The organism is Clostridium sp. HGF2, assembly GCF_964240115.1.
In the GTDB taxonomy this organism is placed as follows: Bacteria; Bacillota_I; Bacilli_A; order Erysipelotrichales; family Erysipelotrichaceae; genus Clostridium_AQ; species Clostridium_AQ innocuum.
The window spans coordinates 1-18638 of sequence record NZ_CAXSSO010000009.1 but is presented as its reverse complement, the minus strand read 5'-3'; the positions used below and the strand labels follow the sequence as shown (position 1 = coordinate 18638).

The 18638-nt window shown below is 44.5% G+C and carries 15 protein-coding genes and 1 pseudogene; 4 read left to right on the top strand and 12 right to left on the bottom strand.

Translation table 11 applies throughout. From position 1 onward, the window contains the following. Positions 1 to 45 precede the first annotated feature (45 nt). The 6 genes from ACESPQ_RS14975 to truB all read right to left on the bottom strand — a co-directional run bounded on the left by ACESPQ_RS14975 (position 46) and on the right by truB (position 5137). Positions 46 to 948, bottom strand: coding sequence for a 5'-nucleotidase (locus tag ACESPQ_RS14975; RefSeq protein WP_008817244.1), 903 nt, complete (start codon positions 946 to 948; stop codon positions 46 to 48). 50 nt (positions 949 to 998) lie between these two features. Further along, positions 999 to 1328, bottom strand: a complete 330-nt coding sequence (locus tag ACESPQ_RS14970) for an Asp23/Gls24 family envelope stress response protein (RefSeq protein WP_002609026.1) — start codon at positions 1326 to 1328, stop codon at positions 999 to 1001. A 39-nt stretch (positions 1329 to 1367) separates the two neighbouring features. Further along, positions 1368 to 1925, bottom strand: a complete 558-nt coding sequence (locus ACESPQ_RS14965) for a SpoIIIAH-like family protein (RefSeq protein ID WP_002609025.1) — start codon at positions 1923 to 1925, stop codon at positions 1368 to 1370. A gap of 61 nt (positions 1926 to 1986) precedes the next feature. Beyond that, positions 1987 to 3363 (bottom strand): GTP pyrophosphokinase, encoded by a 1377-nt coding sequence (locus tag ACESPQ_RS14960; protein WP_109770063.1) that lies wholly within the window; start codon positions 3361 to 3363, stop codon positions 1987 to 1989. Continuing rightward, a complete protein-coding gene (locus tag ACESPQ_RS14955; protein ID WP_009587448.1) occupies positions 3354 to 4298 on the bottom strand; it encodes a bifunctional riboflavin kinase/FAD synthetase in 945 nt (314 codons plus the stop codon). The genes ACESPQ_RS14960 and ACESPQ_RS14955 overlap by 10 nt, the downstream gene beginning before the upstream one ends. A gap of 8 nt (positions 4299 to 4306) precedes the next feature. Further along, a complete protein-coding gene (truB, locus tag ACESPQ_RS14950) occupies positions 4307 to 5137 on the bottom strand; it encodes a tRNA pseudouridine(55) synthase TruB (protein ID WP_065531334.1) in 831 nt (276 codons plus the stop codon). Positions 5138 to 5247: 110 nt separating this feature from the next. On the opposite strand from truB, the gene ACESPQ_RS14945 reads away from it, so the two are divergent. Then, positions 5248 to 6201, top strand: coding sequence for a tRNA 2-thiocytidine biosynthesis TtcA family protein (locus tag ACESPQ_RS14945; RefSeq protein ID WP_109770065.1), 954 nt, complete (start codon positions 5248 to 5250; stop codon positions 6199 to 6201). A gap of 249 nt (positions 6202 to 6450) precedes the next feature. On the opposite strand, the gene ACESPQ_RS14940 is transcribed toward ACESPQ_RS14945, so the two are convergent. Then, the gene (locus ACESPQ_RS14940) at positions 6451 to 7029 is read right to left on the bottom strand and encodes an HD domain-containing protein (protein WP_009587410.1); all 579 of its coding nucleotides are present in this window, start codon (positions 7027 to 7029) and stop codon (positions 6451 to 6453) included. 716 nt (positions 7030 to 7745) lie between these two features. Between ACESPQ_RS14940 and ACESPQ_RS14935 the strand changes: the two genes are divergently transcribed. From ACESPQ_RS14935 to ACESPQ_RS14925, 3 genes and pseudogenes are all read left to right on the top strand, one after another. After that, positions 7746 to 8540, top strand: coding sequence for a Ku protein (locus tag ACESPQ_RS14935; RefSeq protein ID WP_109770067.1), 795 nt, complete (start codon positions 7746 to 7748; stop codon positions 8538 to 8540). Continuing rightward, complete coding sequence (locus ACESPQ_RS14930; RefSeq protein WP_373144533.1) at positions 8540 to 9472, top strand: DNA ligase; 933 nt, start codon at positions 8540 to 8542, stop codon at positions 9470 to 9472. The genes ACESPQ_RS14935 and ACESPQ_RS14930 overlap by 1 nt, the downstream gene beginning before the upstream one ends. Positions 9473 to 11229: 1757 nt before the next feature. After that, a pseudogene (locus ACESPQ_RS14925) lies at positions 11230 to 11367 on the top strand (ABC transporter); the annotation flags it as partial. A gap of 282 nt (positions 11368 to 11649) precedes the next feature. Here the strand turns inward: ACESPQ_RS14925 and aspS are convergent. From aspS to ACESPQ_RS14900, 5 genes are all read right to left on the bottom strand, one after another. Further along, positions 11650 to 13395 (bottom strand): aspartate--tRNA ligase, encoded by a 1746-nt coding sequence (gene aspS, locus ACESPQ_RS14920; RefSeq protein ID WP_109770072.1) that lies wholly within the window; start codon positions 13393 to 13395, stop codon positions 11650 to 11652. A 12-nt stretch (positions 13396 to 13407) separates the two neighbouring features. Further along, the gene (gene hisS / locus ACESPQ_RS14915) at positions 13408 to 14745 is read right to left on the bottom strand and encodes a histidine--tRNA ligase (protein ID WP_118001870.1); all 1338 of its coding nucleotides are present in this window, start codon (positions 14743 to 14745) and stop codon (positions 13408 to 13410) included. A 354-nt stretch (positions 14746 to 15099) separates the two neighbouring features. Further along, complete coding sequence (locus ACESPQ_RS14910; RefSeq protein ID WP_008817259.1) at positions 15100 to 15837, bottom strand: YebC/PmpR family DNA-binding transcriptional regulator; 738 nt, start codon at positions 15835 to 15837, stop codon at positions 15100 to 15102. A gap of 192 nt (positions 15838 to 16029) precedes the next feature. Then, entirely contained in the window at positions 16030 to 17271 is a 1242-nt protein-coding gene (locus ACESPQ_RS14905) for an acyltransferase (RefSeq protein WP_257376306.1), read from the bottom strand. Positions 17272 to 17424: 153 nt separating this feature from the next. After that, complete coding sequence (locus ACESPQ_RS14900; RefSeq protein ID WP_373144532.1) at positions 17425 to 18294, bottom strand: YitT family protein; 870 nt, start codon at positions 18292 to 18294, stop codon at positions 17425 to 17427. Between the last annotated feature and the right edge of the window lie 344 nt (positions 18295 to 18638).

Here is an 18638-nt window from a genome sequence, read left to right as displayed (position 1 = left end):
TCATATTTGCCTGTTACTTTGCAGTCTTTGCTCCTGCTAATTTTTTCACTTTCCATCCCCATACACAACCTGTGCACTCGGCACAACACTGCTGGCAGGTGTGGTATGGCTGCTCTGGTCATCGAAGAAGATGTGCGCACCAAACGCCTTCAGTACCTCGCGCTTTGTAATGCCACCCAGAAAAAAGGCCTCATCAATACGGACATCCCATGCACGCAGAGTTCGGATCACCCGTTCATGCGCCGGTGCATTGCGTGCGGTCACAAGGGCGGTGCGTATCGGCGCATGCCCTTCAAATTCCTTCTGCAGGGCCGCAATCGTCTTGAGAAACTGCGCAAAGGGTCCCTCCGGCAGTACCTGTCGGGCACATGCCTTTTCATGCTCTGCGAATGCCTCCAGACCGTCCTTTTGAAATATCTGTTCGCTCGCATCTGAAAACAGCACGGCATCACCATCAAAGGCAATCCGGATCTGAGCGATATCCTGCAGCGGATCATAGCCCTCAATCGCATTGGTATAAATGCGTCCCGCCGCAAAACCGGCCGCAAGGGCAGAACGGACATCCTCCTCATTGGCGCTTAAAAACAAATCCACACCGAATGCCTTTAGATAGCCGGTCAGTGGTCCTCCGCCGCTTAACACCGCCCGGGTGATATCCAGTCCGTAATGGGCAATCGAGGTAAAGATACGCAACGAGGTATCCGCACTGTTGCGTGACATGATCAATACCTCAACTCTTCGCTTCTTACTGCTCTCATTCAGCTTCAGCAGTGCCTTCACCAGGGCAAATCCGCTGCCCGGCTTCAGAATTTCCTGCTCGTGCGCCAGCTGATATTCGCTATACGCCTGTAATCCCTTGGTTTCATATATGTAGTTTTCATCATCCAGATCAAACAATGCCCGGCTGGATATTCCGATTACCAGGCAGTCCTCAAGACTTACCGCCATGCTTACACTTCCCTTCTGTTCATGAAAAAAAGAAATCCGTACGGATTTCTTTAAAAGATAAAGCCAACGACGTGGATATCGATGATATCCGGTGTATACCCGGTCATATGTTCAATATTTTCAAAGATCTTACTCTGTACTTTGCTTGATTCTTCATTTACGTTTACGCTGTACTTTACTTTTATGTCGATCGACAAAATCAGCTGATCATTCACGATCTTGCAGCTGATCGGATATTTAAACGGTGTAGCGCTGTCCGCCAGCCGAATGTTTTCATCCTCTTCGACAACGATTTTTGCAATCGTCTGGAATGCAGATTTGCTGAGTGCGATTACACCTGCATTGTTTCGTTCCTTTAATGCAATATACTCTTGAGCCATTTTCATCACCTTCTAGGCTTATTATACCAAAAAGATTTCTTATTTGAAAGTAACTTCCATCAAATATTTGTGATTTGTAGCTTCCTGTGCCTTCTGCATGATCGTTTTCGCAACATTTTTATCATCCTTCTGTTCAAACACCGAGATGATACACGTATCTCCATTGATTTCCACAGCTGTCTGATAGCCATCCTTCTTCAACAGGTCAGCCACGCTTTTCTGCATGCTTTTCTCATCTTTCAGCTCATCGATTGCGGCAAGTGCTTCTTTCTTTGCACTGTCATCGCTTTTGGTATCCGCAACCACACTGGAATTGCGGTTGATCTCCTCTTCCTTTTTCTGATTGATGCTGTCCTGCAGCTTTGTTGAACCATCTGCCGATTCTGATGTATCTTTCTTCTGTTCCTGTGCTTCTTCCGTCTTGCCCTGAGCATCCTCTGTCTTTGCTGCTGTGTTTTCCTTATCTGCTTTTTTATCAGATTGAGGGGCCTGTTCCTCCATGACACTGGTGGAATCCGCCGGCAGTGTCACATAGTAGACAGACAGCATCAGAATCAGAGAGAACATGGTCAGAAATGCAAGTGCTTGTTTATTCATAAAAAGTGCCCTCCTTGCTATTACACCCTATGCAGGAAGGACACCTCTTATACCTGTTAATTCACTTTTGAAAAATATTGTTCATGCGCTGCATCCAGTCCTCATAATAGGCACTGCGGTACTGCATGAAATCGGAATAGGAGATCACACGGTTCTCCAGCTCCTCGATAAAGCGGACAAACGCCTTGTTGATGGCGACCATTTTATCATCGTGAATGATATCAATTGTACCGATTTCACACAGGGAGTTTGCCAGAATACGGGCACATTCCTCATGCAGCAGGTCGCTTTGATCCATCGGCAGACGGACAAAGCTCGTATTCAGCCAGTAATTGTCGACCAGATAATTCTTGATTACATTTAAAAACAGACAGAAATCCTCCATATTATTTCCCGGCTCGATGGCGAACAGCATCTTAAAGAAGACGAACCAGTCATAATCGCGGTTCAGCACGGAAATCAGATAGTTCCCCAGAATATGCACAAACATATCCTTGGAATAGAAATCCGCATCCATGAGAATTTCATTTTCAAAATCCATCTGAATGGAATTCAGCTTCTTGAAGGTACGAAACAGGGAGGAGATACGGTCATTGTTTCCGCCGTCAAAGCGAATGTCCTTGATAAAGATGTAATGTCCCAGAATCGTAGACACACTTTTCAGATTCATCGTAAAGCCGATGGATTCGTTCATCTTCAGTGCGAACAAATCATTGATGGCCTTGGAAATCTGCTTTTCAAAGCTGGTTTCCGTGATACTCGCATCACTCAGCGACGTTTCCTGCATCTGATTGTATATGATGTTCAGCTGCCGGTCGGTAATGGTCAGATTGGCCTTGATGCTGGCAAGCAGATCCTTCATGAAATCATCATACACATAATAATTCGTATTTTTATACACCAGCTTATGCTCGATTTCACCCCAGAAGGAATGCACCAGCGCCTTGATCTGCAGCTCTACATTGACCTTTTGTCCGTCCTTGAGATAATAGCCGTCAATACGATAGATTGCAAAGCCGTTTTTCTGAATCTGGGGCTGCCGTGAGGCGCAGTCCAGAAAGAAGTGCGGATTGATTTCATTATAATAGAAGCCATCCTCTTCATTACGGATGTTCAGCGTTTCCCGTATTTTATTGAGCACATTGTATTCATCCTCAATAAAACGGCATTCAATGATAAAGCCGATCAAATCACTTAGATTATCCAGAATTCCCTGCGCACTGTCATTCTCCACGTAAAAGCGGTTGCGGATGATTTTTTCACGCAGGCTCTCCCTTGACTTCACACGCGAATTGATATCAATGATCATTTCACTGGATTCCTTAAATACCGCAATCAGATACTGTTCAATCTCCCGTTCTATTTCATGATAGAATTCATTGTTTTCAGAAAGCAGGGCTAATGCTTCATCAATTGTGTCAAATACCTTTAATCGCATAGGGCAGACTCCTTTCCCTTTTCAAAATAGGAACGTGTCGTTGCCAGGTCTTTTTTCAGCTGTTCACCGAGGGCGCGTGCATCCGGAAATTTCCGTTCCTCCCGTATATAGGACAGGAACCGGAAGATGACAGGCTCCTCATAAATGTCCTGATCAAAATCCAGAAGATGCGCTTCGATGGATCCTGCTTCCTGGTAATTGTAGGTTGGATTGTTACCGACGTTCATCATCGCCCTGTGCCATGTCCCCAGCACCTTGACCGCCCCCACATATACACCCTTTTTCGGCATGACATAGAGCTCCTGCAGACGCAGGTTAGCCGTTGGAAATCCGTTCTTCCTTCCAACATGACTCCCCCCCTTGACGCTTCCCTCCATATCGTACCAGCGTCCCATGAAGCGGGCCGCCTTTTCCATATCGCCTTCCTGGATCAGCTCTTCGATACGCGAGGAGCTGATTTTCCTATGCTCACTGCTGACCTGATCGATGACATGCACATCGAAATCCGTCTGTTCATGTAAGGATTGTGCATCCCCCTCCCCTTTTCTTCCATAGTGGAAATCATATCCGCAAACCAGCGTATCCAGACGCAGCGGCTTAAGCACCTTCTCATGAAAATCCTGCGGAGTCAAATCCGCCATCTCTCTGGAAAAATCAAGAATGATCCAGTATTCGATTCCCATCGCCTCCGCTATCCGCATCCGCTGCTTCATCGGCGTGATATGTGCAATATCCTGCAATCCCCGGATCACACACCAGGGATCGGGATCAAAGGTAATCAGTGCACAGCGTGTGTTGCGCCTTGCCGCAACGCGCTTCACCTCTTCAATCAGCTTCTGATGCCCCAGGTGCAGACCGTCAAAATAGCCGATACAGGCTGTCAGCGGTTCTTCGATAACTGCTGTCCCTGTTAAATTTATATGTACTACCTTCATAGCCTCACCTACCATAAGCCGCGGACACAGCGAAATACTGCCGCATCCTCACGCTGATATATAGCAACGATGTTCCCGTTGTGGGTAATGGCAACATCATCCGCCTCGCACCTTAATGTGATTTTCTTTCCATTATAAATATCCGCAGGCCGTTCATATTCCACCGGTTCATAATGGGAAAGCACCTCCTGCAGCGTATGCAGCTGAAAACGGCCTTCCTGAACATCTTGCAGAGTAACGCATTCATCAAGGGAAAACCGCCCTACCTTTGTACGTACCAGCGAGGACATACATCCCAGATTTCCTGTTTTCTGTGCGATGTCATGGCACAGGGAACGCACATAGGTTCCGGAGCTGCAGCTGACCCGAAACTGCAGCTTCTGCGTATCCAGCGCTTCAATATCATATATGGTTACCTCACGCTCTGGACGCGTTACCGCTATCCCTTCCCGTGCATATTCATAAAGCTTTCTTCCGTTCACCCGGACACTGGATATCATCGGCGGTACCTGCTTCTGTACACCGCGAAAGCTGTCCAGAACCGATTGGAAATCCGCAATCGGCTGTATCGGCGCTTCCTTTAGCGGCTCCATCCAGATATCATCACTGATCGTCTGAATGCCCAGCTGCAGCGTCGCAATATACTCCTTGTCCGTATCCTCCAGAAACGGCAGCGCCTTGCAGGCCTTGCCAATCAAAACCAGAAGCACGCCGGTCGCATTCGGATCCAGTGTACCGCTGTGTCCGATTTTCGTTGTATGTAAAATCCTTCGCAGACGTGCCACCACATCGTGCGAGGTCATATTCTGTTCCTTGTTTATTAGTAAAATACCGTCCATCTTATCACCGTCACTAATTATACCATAGATTTTTCACAAATCATGAGAGGAATATGTGAAAGTGAAAAAAAGCATGGTATAATAAAACGGTTTCTAAAGGATGTGAAAAAATGGAACTGCATACTATCTTAGGCGATATACGAAAAGCGGATCAGGACTACCATCTGATCGATGACGGGGACCGGATTGCCGTGGGGGTGAGCGGCGGGAAGGACAGCATGGTGCTGTTGACTGCGCTGCACATGTATTCAAAATTTGCAGACAGGAATTTTGAGGTGGTCGGCATTCATATAAAGCTCGGCTTTCCGAACATGGACTTCAGCGAGGTTGTTGCTTTCTGCCGGCAGCAGGGCATCACCTTTTACCAGTTTGATTCCCAGGTGTATGAGATTTTGAAGCGGAATCCAGATAAGGAGGGCAACATCAAATGCAGCCTATGTTCCAAGTTTAAAAAGGCAACGGTTATCGACGCCGCAAAGAAGCTGAACTGCACGAAGGTGGCATTCGGCCATCACAGCGATGATGCTGTGGAAACACTTATGATGAATGCGATACACGGCGGAAAGCTGGCAACGTTTTTACCAAAGATGTATATGTCGCGAACAGACACCACCTTTATCCGCCCGCTGGTTTATTCCTATGAAAGCGATATTTTATCGGCACTGGAACGAAATCAGATTCCGTTCGTGAAAAGCACCTGTCCCAACGACGGCTATACGGAGCGGCAGGCAATGAAGGATATGCTGCAGGAATTTTACAGGAGCTATCCAATGGCACAGAAAAATTTCATCCGGATGCTGTATAACGAGGATCAGGTGGAGCTGTGGCACAGGGAGGGTGACCACAGGGCAGAGAAAGCTAAATCCATGTCTGTACTTCTGAAGGAGGAAGGCGATTTGCAGCTAACACGCCACGGTGCTAACTATTTTATCGTCTATTCACACAGCGACACCCCCAAGCAGCGCTGTCATTTGAAAATTCGTGAGGAAGAAAGCAAAGCCATCATGAATGGAACAGCAATCAAAGAAATTTTCCAGACATATTCTTCTGCGAAGGATATATAGAAAAAACGTCAGAGACGTTTTTTTCTATGTTTTACAGCCTGCATGTATTTCCTGACGTTGTATGCTTCTTTTATACTGTATGCTTACATCTATATGGCGTATAAATCACAGGGCTAATGCCCACTGGCGCTGCATTCTCTCACATACAGGAATGTACATTTTTCTTACTTTTTTGTTATGACGTTTGATCCTTTTGCAGCTGCCGCAGCTTCGCTTTGCCTGCTTCCTGCCCTTTTCTATGACCGCCTGCTACTTCCCTTCCAGATAATATGTAGCCTCCATATCCGCCGTACTCAAAGCAAATGCGAGCGGATACATTTCAAAGGCTGCACCGACATTTCGTACCTCCTCACTTCCGCTGAACCCCATATGATAGCGGATGGCAAAGGCCTCCTCCCTGCTCAGCCGCATAAAGCCTGTAATAATATAGACGCTCTTTTCGCCATGACCATACGGCAGCCGGTCTTCATATTCGTAAAAGGGAACCTGCACCCACTGTCCGTTCACCTTCTGATTCCGTGTGCTTTCCTTATAGCAGTTGATCTTGCATATATCATGCAGCAGAGCCACAATGGCAATCGTTTCCTCATTGTAATCCATATGGTAGCATTCCTTTACCCTTGGACGGCTCAGATAATCCTTCAGACAGTCATACACATTCAGGCTGTGCTCCAGCAGTCCCTGGGCATGTGCACCGTGAAAACGGGTGCTTGCCGGTGCGCGAAAGAAATCACTATGCTCCGATAGCAGATAGTCCAGAAGCTTCTCACTGCCCTCCCGATGAATATGCTCCCTGTATATTGATAAAAACCGTTCCTTGTTCTCCATAAGCTGTCCTCCGTACGTTTGTAAATATTATAGCAGGTATTCTTAGCTGTGGAAATTACAAAACGCAGAAAACGATGCGTAGTTTAAAAACAGATGGTATATCGTGAATATGCAGACTGCCCTTGCAGGTTTCATATAGCACGGACTTTCACATGGAGACTGTAAAAACATGCGCAGGTTACAGAAGCATGTATGATCGTACAGCAGTGCGAGGTATGCGGGAGTAAGAAAACAATTTCCAGAATCGCATAGCATGCAAACATCATAGATACCCTGCGCTAAAACGAGCATTCTGATGTTTATAGCAAAAACAAAAAAACAGACGATTTTCATCATCTGCTTTTCAGTGCCCAGAAGGAGAGATCTTTCCCTGTAAATACAGGTGGGTCCCCTGTGTAATTTTTTAGGATCCCTACAGTCTTACCTAGGATGTGCAGGTATTCACACCAAAATACAACATCCGGAGTCCCTTATCTCTAAGTGTAGGAAAAATTTATACCTCCTGGACATCTATAGTATATCATGGATCAATGAAAATAATACTCTTGACTTTATTTTTTTTGTTGTTCCACTTTTATCCCCTGTGTCCTGCGGTATCTTAAGATTTTTAATCAGCTATTCTATCAGAATTGCATACAAAATGCAAATATTTGGCTTCCTGCATTTCTTGTATAGATTTAATTGAAATTTCACAACCTAATGATGAGGTGATAACAATGGCAGTTGCACATAAGGGAGCCATTTCCTTCGGCCTGGTACATATCCCCATACAGATGTATCGTACAACCAGAGATGTGGATATTTCCTTCAACCAGCTTTGTAAGAAAACACATGAGCGGGTGCATTATAAAAAATATTGCGGACATTGCGATAAGGAGCTGAAGGCAGCCGATATCGTTAAGGGCTATCAGTATGAAAAGGATAAGTATGTCATTATGGATAATGAGGAGATTGACGCCTTAAAGGCGGAAAAGGATCGCACAATTACGATTCTTCAGTTCACGAAGCTTGCGGAAATCGATGATATCTATTATGAAAAAAATTATTATGCCGTACCGGAAAAGCATGCGGAAAAAGCATATGAGCTACTGCGTGATGCCATGGCAAAGCTGTCTGTGGTCGCGATAGCAAAAACGGTGATTGGCACAAAGGAAACCCTGCTGGCACTGTGTCCCGGTGAGGACGGCATTTTAGTGAAAACGTTGTTTTATGAGGAAGAGATTGCCGAGAATCCAAAGGCTTTCGCACACCCCAAGCTGGTCAAGGCGGAAAGTGATATGGCAAAGCAGCTGATTCAGTCCATGACAAAGCCGTTTGATCCCGGTGATTACCATGATGAATTTCAGGAACGACTGCGTGCGGCAATCGAAGAGAAAATCAGTGGTCAGCATATTGTACATGCCAGTGACCGCAAGCAGGACACTGCGACTCCAGTCGATTTGATGGAGGCCCTGCAGCAATCCCTTTCTGAAATGAAGCCCAAGGGAAGACGCAGGAGCGTGAAGCACTGATGGACTTTGCTGCCAGAGATGCTTCCCCGATGCTCATCGGGCTGGAGCAGCCGGCCTTCGATGATGAGGATTACATCTATGAATGGAAGCTGGACGGTGTACGCTGTCTATTGTATCTTGACAAAGACAGCACCGAGTTGAGAAACAAACGCAATCTGAAGCTGAATGCAAAATTTCCGGAGCTGTCACAGCTGCACCGGCAGGTAAAAACGCGCTGCATACTGGATGGTGAGCTGTATATTTTTCATGATGGAGAGCCCGATTTCTTTCAGGTACAGAAGCGGACTTTAACCTCGGACCCCTTTAAAATCCGTTTGCATTCCCGCCAGTTCCCTGCCAGCTTCACTGCCTTTGACATCCTCTATCACAAGGATGCATTCGTCATTGATCAGCCGCTCATGAAACGTAAACAGCTGCTGGAAAAGACAGTTCGGGAAAATGATCGGCTTTCAATCTCCCGCTATATCGAAACCAACGGTATTGCGCTGTTTGAGCTGACAAAGCAGCGAGGTCTTGAGGGAATCGTCGCCAAACGCAAAGACAGCCGCTATATGTGTGGAAAGCGCACGAAGGACTGGATCAAATGCAAGAATCTGCTGGATGATGATTTTATCGTCTGTGGCTATATTGTCAAGGAGAAAGGCATTGTATCTCTTATTCTGGCACAGTATGACCAACACCATCAGGTGGTATACAAAGGACATGTGACCATGGGGGCATCTCTTCCCTATCTGATGGAGCACAGTGAAAAGACCGACACCAGCTTTCTACCCAGCGTTCCCAACGGAAATGAAGAAGCCGTATGGATCGATCCACCACTGGTAGGAACAGTAAAATTCATGCAGTATACAGAACAGGGCGGCTTGCGGCAGCCGGTATTCAAGGGCTTTCGTGAGGATAAAGCAATTGCGGACTGTCAAAGCAAGCTCTAACCGTGTAAGGCAACACTGCGTACAGATGATGGCTTTCAAATTGAAAAGGGCAATCGATATACGGATGATTTTTTTCTTCCAATCGATTGTCTTTTCTGCAGGATGATACCAAGCAGAACGATTGCCAGCATCACTTCTGTCTGCTATTCGCTATTTTAACCTCTGCAAAAGCATAGCCATATAATATCCATAACGTCAACACTGAAATGAGATTAAAATCCAATTTCGCAGTAAACCAGAAGAATATAATGTAATACATTTTCATTGCCAAAATGATGAGGAAATACTCAAGCGTTCCAATAAGTAAAACTCTCACATCTGCCTGTTTTCTAAAAACAAGGATAAAGAGAAGATATATGATGTAAAACAGAAAATATACGAAGAAATAACTTCGATACTCATAATCGTAAAACAGATTACTTAAATAAAATAGGAATGGCAAGGTAAGCGGGATGAGTAAAAACAAGAAATTTATGACGTATTTTTTCATAATCTATTTCTCCTTGCTTGTTTAAAATAACGAGAACTATACATGCTCTAGTTAGAAAATTGACTTTGAAGTTTTTAGTGAGAATTTATTGATGGTTTTCATGATAGTGCCGTCCTTTCTTAATGGTTTACTGAATTCTCATATATTTTACTCTTTATAAGATTTTAACTTTCTATTTCAACACCACCTCCACACCTTACACGGTCTACTGCTAAAGATTTCAAGTGAATTCAAGTCAACTGATTTCACAAAAACCATAACCCCCATAATACATGTGATGATTATATATCATACATAATTGTATCCCTAATTTCTCTATTATGGATACAATATCCCTTCTCAGCGCATGATATATAAAATATAAATGCAATAATCACATATACTTCACTATAGCTCTTACTGACTACTTCTACCTATTCTCGGTATGTAGATCATTTTAGAGAAGCCATAGTATTAAGGCTTATTCCACTAATTAGATAGGTTTAAATGCAAACTTCTTTAGATTTAACTTAACATTCATTTATTTTCTTCAACAAGTGTATTAGAATTATCAATAAGACTCAAAATGTACGAATACTTTTTACGAAATCTTTCTATCAAAAGTCGCATATAGACATAAACTATTGAATCGAATAGTCTTTTTATTATGTGTATTTTTGGTATACTATTTAACTTATCTATACTATATCATGAAGCTTTAATTTAATCGATATATAATTATAAATTAATTAGAGTAAAAAAGTTATGGTATTAAAATCATTCACATATATCTTAAACACAGACTATATGAGAGTGTATTAAATAAGGTATAGAAGTACATTCGTATTATCAACATTACATAATCTTCGTGTATTGAATTGTATCTTGATTATATCAATTTTCATGTTTCTTTTATATTTTTCATTTAATTTAAAATATCCCATAAACTTTTGACTCTATCTTATAATTATGATGTAATTCGGTTAAACAGACATAAATAATTAAATTGCAGATGGTATCTATCAGGAAACATGTATTCCTGACAAATTTCAGGTAAGCTATCAATGTGGATTATGAAACTTACATCTGTAGATATGTATCATTTCATTTACTCACTGGGAGTCAACTTCTCTAACCTATGCTCTTAGGATCTTCTTCATGTTAAGATTTCTTCTGTAACTCATCCCTGTATATTTCCCACAACCCATGTTGCTGTGCCACTTACCGTTATCCGCATTGCATAGCGTAACGGTTTCATTATAAGGTGGTGATGCGAGGAGGAATGGTTATGAACATGATCGAAGTATTCCATTTGAATAAAAAATACAGGAATTTTACTGCAGTGAAGGATATCAGCTTTCACGTAAGAGAGGGTGAATTGTTTGGCTTTCTGGAAATCAATGGCGCCGGAAAATCGACTACGATATGACCACCCTTTTTCCACCCAATGATGGTACCGTACAGATATGCAATCATAGACATGGCAAGGACAATACTACAGCTTGTAAGGAATATATGAAAGGAAAAAGAGATTTCGTATGCTATTGTATCCTTCAAACAATAACATGAAATCTCTTTCTTTCGTTTTCTATGGTCCTGCACTACGTTCCACATACATCGATGTGCATACGATGATGTACTGTCTTCATCCGCATAACAAAGCATCATTTGCTGTGTGACTGTTTTTCGCAATCGATCAATGTTTCATCTATTCTTCTTCCGTAAGCGCGATATGCAGTTCCTCCAGCTGAGCCGCATCCACCGGTGTCGGCGCATCACTCATCGGACATTTCGCATTCGCATTTTTCGGGAAAGCGATGACATCACGGATGGATTCACTCTCGGAAAGGATCATGGCAATGCGATCCAGTCCAAACGCAAGACCTCCATGCGGCGGTGTTCCGTATTTCAAGGCATCCACAAACCAGCCGAAGTTCTCCTGTATTTTCTCCTCCGTAAAGCCCAGTACCTCAAACATCTTGTCCTGCATGGCACCGTCGTAAATACGCAGGGAGCCGCCGCCAAGCTCATATCCGTTTAAAACAATATCATACGCAATGGCATGCACCTTGCCCGGATCACTGTCGATATACTGCATATCCTCATCTCTTGGGCGTGTGAACGGATGGTGCATTGCATACCAGCGACCGTCTTCCTCACTGTACTCAAACATCGGGAAGTCCGTTACCCACAAATATGAAAATTCATCCGATTTCTTTAAGCCAAGCTCTGCACCGAAATGATTACGCAATGCCCCCAGCACCTCGCAGGTCGTTCTCCATGCGTCGGAAACAATCAGAACAAGGTCTTCATTCTTCAGGCTTAAACGCGTAACGAGCGCCTGTATTTCTTCCTCTGCTAAGAACTTCACAATTGGTCCGCTCAATTCTTCATCCTTGTATTTCAGCGTTACCAGACCCTTGGCTCCGTTTTTCTTCGCCAGCTCGGTAATCTTATCGATTTCTTTTCTGGTCATGCCGGCTTTTCCAGGAACGACAACAGCCTTGATGCTGCCCTTGTCTGCAATGCAATCTGCAAACACCTTGAATCCGCAGTTCTCAAAAAGCTCTGTTATTTCCTGCAGCTCCATGCCAAAGCGGTTATCCGGCTTGTCACTTCCATAACGATTCATGGCTTCCGTCCAGGTCAGGCGTGGAAATGGTATGCTGATGTCCATTCCCTTGACATCCTTCATCAGCTTTTGCAGCATCTCCTCCATCATTGTCTGAATTTCCACATCACTTAAAAAGCTGGTTTCCAGATCGACCTGTGTAAAATCCGTCTGACGATCCGCTCGCAGATCCTCGTCACGGAAGCAGCGGGCAAACTGGTAATAGCGTTCAAAGCCGGATACCATCAACAGCTGCTTATAAAGCTGCGGTGACTGCGGCAGGGCATAGAAGCTTCCCGGATGTACACGGCTTGGCACCAGATAATCACGCGCACCCTCCGGTGTACTTCTTCCCAGCATCGGTGTTTCGATTTCGATAAATTCCCTGCTGTCCAGATATTCCCGCATGCTGTGTGTGATGCGATGGCGCAGCATCAGCTTCTGCTGCATCACAGGTCTTCTTAAATCCAGATACCGATACTTCAGGCGGGTATCCTCCAGGGCATCGGTTTCATCCGCAACAATGATTGGGGTGGTTTCCGCACGGTTGATAATCGTAACGGCACGGACCTGAATTTCAATCTCACCGGTCGGCAGCTTTGGGTTCTTATCCTTACGCTCCATGACACAGCCAGTTGCCTCCAGAATGTATTCATTACGCACATCACGGATTTGTTCCGACAGCTGTTCATCAAACACCAGCTGTGTGATTCCGGTACGATCGCGTAAATCGATAAATACCAGAGAACCGAAATTTCTTCTCTTTGCGACCCATCCGATCAGGGTAACCTCTTTCCCTGCATCACACAAGCGCAATTCTCCATTCGTATGTGTTCTATTCATATGCTTGCCTCCCTATTGTTCCTTTTGGCAGGTACAGTGTTCCTCCCCGCACGTACAGGTATGTTCTTCCTCTGCTTCACCGAACATGGCGTCGATTGCCTCAACGATGGAATCAAATGCCACCTCCGTCTTTTCCTTTGTTTCAATATTCTTTACAGCAGCGCTGCCACTTTCCAGATCCTGCTCTCCGATCATAATGGCAACCTTGGCATGCTTGCGGTCGACTGTCTTAAACTGTGCCTTCATGGATCGATTCAGATAATCCGTATCCGTGCGATATCCTGCGGCACGAAGCTGTGTCACGACCTGTAAAACGGTCGTGGATGCCTTCGGTGACAGACACAATACATACACATCCAGACTGTCCTCATCCACCAGGGAAATTCCTTCCGCCTCTAAAGCAATCAACAGACGCTCCAGACCCATTGCCCAGCCGATTCCGCTCATTCCTTCAGGTCCGCCGAAATATTCAACAAGTCCGTCATAGCGTCCACCGGCAAATACCGTTGACTGCGCCCCCATTTCCTTATTTACAGAAACGACTTCAAATACGGTATGCGTATAGTAATCCAGACCACGCACCAGCTTGTCATCCACCTCATAAGGAATGCCCAAAGCATCCAGCCCTTCCAGAACCTGTTCAAAATATGCCTTGCTTTCCTCATTCAGATAATCCGCCATCTTGGGAACCTGCTTCATGACATCCAGATCATGATCGACCTTACAATCCAGAATACGCAGCGGATTCTGCTCATAGCGACGCTTGCAGTCTGTACACATATGGTCAATATCGTTTTTAAAATGCTCCTTCAAAGCCTCACGGTAGGCGGCACGAGATGCATCATCCCCAAGCGTATTGATCAGCACCTTCATATCCTTTAAGCCAAGCGCCGAGATGAACGACCATCCAAGTGCAATCGTTTCCACATCGAGCAACGGACTTTTGGCACCGATGACCTCAACACCAAACTGATTGAAGATACGCATTCTGCCCTTTTGCGGGCGTTCATGGCGGCATTGCGGTCCCACATAGTACATCTTCATCGGCAGATCGGCATATCCATACATTTTATGTTCAACAAATGCTCTGGCAACACCTGCCGTCCCCTCCGGACGCAGCGTCAGTGAAGTGGAGCTGTTTTCCAGCTGGAAGGTATACATTTCCTTATTGACCATATCACTGGAATCATTTCCTCTTTTAAAGACATTGGTATGTTCAAAAATCGGTGTCCGGATTTCCTGATAGTTGTAAACATATGTAAACTGACGAATCAGCTCTTCCAAACGGTGCCATTTACTTATTTCATTTGGCAAAATATCCTGTGTTCCTCTTGGTACCTGATAGCTCATTTCATTACCTCCTCTATACATTACCTTATCATTCTGCCCGAAAACAGACAGCTTAAAATAAAAACGCGCCACCAACAAAGGACGTCGGGAACGCGGTACCACCTTATTTCACTCACACGGAGTGCAGCTTTACCTTTAACGCAGGCTGTTTACGATTATCCATTTCCTGATAATTCCTCCAAAGTGTCCGGCTGTGCTACTTATAGAAGGAACTCTCACCAGCTGTTCCTCTCTCTGCACTACATTTCACAAAGCCTCTCTTTTTCATCGGATGTACTTATAGTGTACTCATTTCCTCTTTTTTTGTCAATCCTTTATTTTAAAAAGGACAATGCCATGCACCGTCCTTTTCTCTTATTCTACTGAATCGTTAAGATTGCGTACATTATGATATACCTGCTGAACATCATCCACCTCATTCAACAGAGTTACCAAACGCTGGAACAGCATCAGATCCTCACCCTCAAGCTCCACATATTCGTTAGGAAGCATGGTGTCTTCCAGAATATCAAAGGAAACTTCAGGAATCAGCTCCTCAATGGCATCCTTTGCCTTGTTCAGCTCTGTCGGCTCTACAGTAATGGTCATCTGACCTTCCTCGACTTCGATATCCTTCAGATCAACCTCAGCCATGATCAGCGCGTCCATCATCGCCTCTTCATCATCATACTTAATGGAAATCAGTCCAACATGTTCATAATTAAAGGAAACACAGCCGCTGACACCGATTTTCGCATGTGACTTGTTAAAGCATCCACGCAGATCTGCAATGGTACGGTTCGCATTATCCGTCAGACAGTCAATGATGATCGTAGCCTGACCACCGGCACCAAATCCTTCATATGTAGCCGCAGAATAGTTTTCATTCGTTCCACCCTTGGCTTTTTCAATCGCACGCTTGATAACATCCGCAGGAACCTGATTCGCCTTGGCACGCTCGATTACTTTCTTCAAAGAAGCATTCATGTCAGGATCAGGTACACCGGACTTCGCAGCCATCAGTATTTCTTTTCCATAACGGGAATATAGTTTTGCTTTTACCGCAGCGGTTTTTGCCATAGAAGCGGCACGCACTTCAAAATGTCTACCCATTTTTAATCACCTTCCAAATTTCCTTTACCATTATAGCAGAATTTATATATTGTGACAATAAAATATCAAAAAGATGCAATTTCCCTGGTGCTGTATCCAAGAGAAAAACACCATGGATACAGGTTATAACAGCAACGTGTTCCTCAAAGCCGGAAGTACTGCTGCCTGCCTGCTTATGGTATCCGTTGACTATCACAACGGAACTGCGGGATAGCGCTTTTTAATATGTATAAGCAAAAGCGTACAGATATGCGTACAGCACAGGACACACACTACCTTTGCGACAGCCATCCAGAAGGAATCCACCTGTGGAAACCATGCATGGACAAACAGTATCATCAGAGGATGAACGAGATAATAGTATTTGGATATCGCTCGAAACGGAATTTCTGAAAGCTGAGGCACATGGATATTCGTATACAGCAGACAGGAGAACAAATAATAAACCAGCGGCACACAGGCAAGCAGAATATTGCTGTCCAGACGCTGTGTTGTCTGCAGTAGCAGTCCTTCCCCGACTAAGGCGGCAATACTGAGAAGCAGCTTTAAAAAGCACAGAGAAGAAGCGGGCTGCTCCTGCTTTCCCATCCAATAGCCCAAGGTGACATAAAACAAGGCGAAGAACAGGAAATTACGGGTTGTGAAAAAAACCGCATAATAATAGTGAAGCAGGGATTGGAAAAACTGACCGCAAAAGCCGTAATAGGTCTCTGTGGCGCCAAACAGCAGCAGAACAAAGGAAACCGTAAGCAGTACCCTTAGGGAATACTTCCTCTTCCACCAGCGCAGAACAAGCATGGAAAGCAGAAGTGCCGGGAAATACCAGAGATGATAATACACCCCGGAATACAACAGGGCGACGATCACTGCCAGAGGAACCAATAAAAGCAGAAGCAGATTCTGTATGGCAGTAGGTAACCCAATTGTACAAAGCAGACCCGATACCTGCTGGATATAAGGAGCAGCCAGGGATAGTGACCATGGCAGATACACTGCGCTCCACAGCAGATATACCGGGATCATGGAACGGATATAGGAACGGATGTAATCCGGCTTTTTCTGTTCCTGCTTTGCAGCGAAATAACCACTGATGAAAAAGAAGAACGGCACACAGATTCTGCCGATGATATTATTGATTGCCATATCAATTTCATAGGATACTGTGAAGAAGGGACGTACATGAAGCACAATGATGATGATTGAGGAAAGAAAACGAAACAAATCAAGATTTTGGTATTGCAGCTGTTTTGTTTGTGCATGAAACGCCATGTGTGTTTCCATACGGATCACAAGTAAGGAGCCGGAAGCGGCAAGCAGGATTACCGTCAGTGTTTGTCCAATCGGATTTTCCCTTTGCAGCATCGTTGTCATATACAGCAGCAAGGCAAGAAAATTCATGGTTATGATAATGATATTTCTTTTCTTCCAGGTCATATACTGCCCTCCACACGTTCCTTCATCAAATATATCTGCTTATTGTATTAAGTATCTAATACAATAATACACAAGAATGATAAGCATGTCAATAGCAGGCTCTGTAATTTTTTATTGTCCAAGGCAATCATTTTTCCAACCTCCTGCAAATGGTTACTCCAGCGGCTGCTGGTAAAACGAGCCATAGAACTGTTCTGTTTTTATCACATTGACCAGAACATCCGGGTCTGTTTTTCTGACGAGCTGTATGATGTCATACACCTCATAAGCGGATACGACTGTTCGCAGCAGATAGATTCGATTATGACTGTAGCCGCCATAAGCCGGTATGATGGTCATGCCGTGCTCATACCGGCGGATATAGGCATCCCGTACTTCGTCTTTGCTTCTGGTCATGATTTCAAGGGTCACCCGTTCATAACGGTTATAGAACATTTCAATCGTTCTGGTTGTGATATATTGAAAAATGATGGAGTAGCCGGCATACAGCCAGCCAAACAGAAGACCGGATATACAAAGCAGGATTGTATTTCCAATAAACACATAGCTCCATATGGATTTCCCCAGACGGTTGGAAACATACAGTGCAATAAAATCCGTACCACCGGTTGATGCATTCCCCCGCAGTGCAATGACAGCGCTGAAGCCGTACAGAAAGCCACCGAACAGCACCTGCAGCAAAAGATCATGAAAGATCGGTTGAAAATGAAACAGCTGCAGGAAGATACTGGAGGAGACAAACTGGATACTGGAATAGAGGGTAAAGCGTTTACTTAATCCCCGATAGCAAAGCAGTGCCAGCGGTATATTCAGCATGAGAATTCCTGCAGAAACGGAAAATGGAAAGCCGGCGACACCGGCAATACGATCCAGCAGAATTGCCAGTCCCGTAAAGCCTCCTGATAACAGCCCCATCGGCTGCATCATGGATTGTATAACATAGGTCTGCAGCAGTGCCGATAAAAGAACACATCCCAGCGTAACAATCGCTCCTGACAGCTCTTTATTCTGTATTCTCATCATACTCCCTCCTTCTCTGCATATACTTCCTTAGTATTCCAGAATGGCGTGTTTCTATTTACTTTCTTTACGTTTTTTTCAATGCTCTTGAAGCCAAAGGAATACACATCCGCTGTATACTGCTTCTTGTCCGCTTATACTTGCGTGAACATACACCGACTGCAAACCTTACAAGTAGTATGCGGTAGCAATGTATTCATTTTTGAAATATCAATTGACTTGCTCCAACCGATAACAAAAAGGAACGCAAAAAAGCGGAGTTCCTCTATGGCAATGTCATCAACTTAAGGTATCTTGACAAAAAAAGAGTATTCAGTATAGAGAACAATCAATATGTTCCTATAGAG

Excerpts from the sequence above, each read along its gene's own strand:
- ACESPQ_RS14975 (WP_008817244.1), bottom strand. The coding sequence starts at position 948 with ATGGCGGTAAGTCTTGAGGACTGCCTGGTAATCGGAATATCCAGCCGG.
- ACESPQ_RS14970 (WP_002609026.1), bottom strand. The coding sequence starts at position 1,328 with ATGGCTCAAGAGTATATTGCATTAAAGGAACGAAACAATGCAGGTGTA.
- ACESPQ_RS14965 (WP_002609025.1), bottom strand. The coding sequence starts at position 1,925 with ATGAATAAACAAGCACTTGCATTTCTGACCATGTTCTCTCTGATTCTG.
- ACESPQ_RS14960 (WP_109770063.1), bottom strand. The coding sequence starts at position 3,363 with ATGCGATTAAAGGTATTTGACACAATTGATGAAGCATTAGCCCTGCTT.
- ACESPQ_RS14955 (WP_009587448.1), bottom strand. The coding sequence starts at position 4,298 with ATGAAGGTAGTACATATAAATTTAACAGGGACAGCAGTTATCGAAGAA.
- truB (WP_065531334.1), bottom strand. The coding sequence starts at position 5,137 with ATGGACGGTATTTTACTAATAAACAAGGAACAGAATATGACCTCGCAC.
- ACESPQ_RS14945 (WP_109770065.1), top strand. The coding sequence starts at position 5,248 with ATGGAACTGCATACTATCTTAGGCGATATACGAAAAGCGGATCAGGAC.
- ACESPQ_RS14940 (WP_009587410.1), bottom strand. The coding sequence starts at position 7,029 with ATGGAGAACAAGGAACGGTTTTTATCAATATACAGGGAGCATATTCAT.
- ACESPQ_RS14935 (WP_109770067.1), top strand. The coding sequence starts at position 7,746 with ATGGCAGTTGCACATAAGGGAGCCATTTCCTTCGGCCTGGTACATATC.
- ACESPQ_RS14930 (WP_373144533.1), top strand. The coding sequence starts at position 8,540 with ATGGACTTTGCTGCCAGAGATGCTTCCCCGATGCTCATCGGGCTGGAG.
- aspS (WP_109770072.1), bottom strand. The coding sequence starts at position 13,395 with ATGAATAGAACACATACGAATGGAGAATTGCGCTTGTGTGATGCAGGG.
- hisS (WP_118001870.1), bottom strand. The coding sequence starts at position 14,745 with ATGAGCTATCAGGTACCAAGAGGAACACAGGATATTTTGCCAAATGAA.
- ACESPQ_RS14910 (WP_008817259.1), bottom strand. The coding sequence starts at position 15,837 with ATGGGTAGACATTTTGAAGTGCGTGCCGCTTCTATGGCAAAAACCGCT.
- ACESPQ_RS14905 (WP_257376306.1), bottom strand. The coding sequence starts at position 17,271 with ATGACCTGGAAGAAAAGAAATATCATTATCATAACCATGAATTTTCTT.
- ACESPQ_RS14900 (WP_373144532.1), bottom strand. The coding sequence starts at position 18,294 with ATGATGAGAATACAGAATAAAGAGCTGTCAGGAGCGATTGTTACGCTG.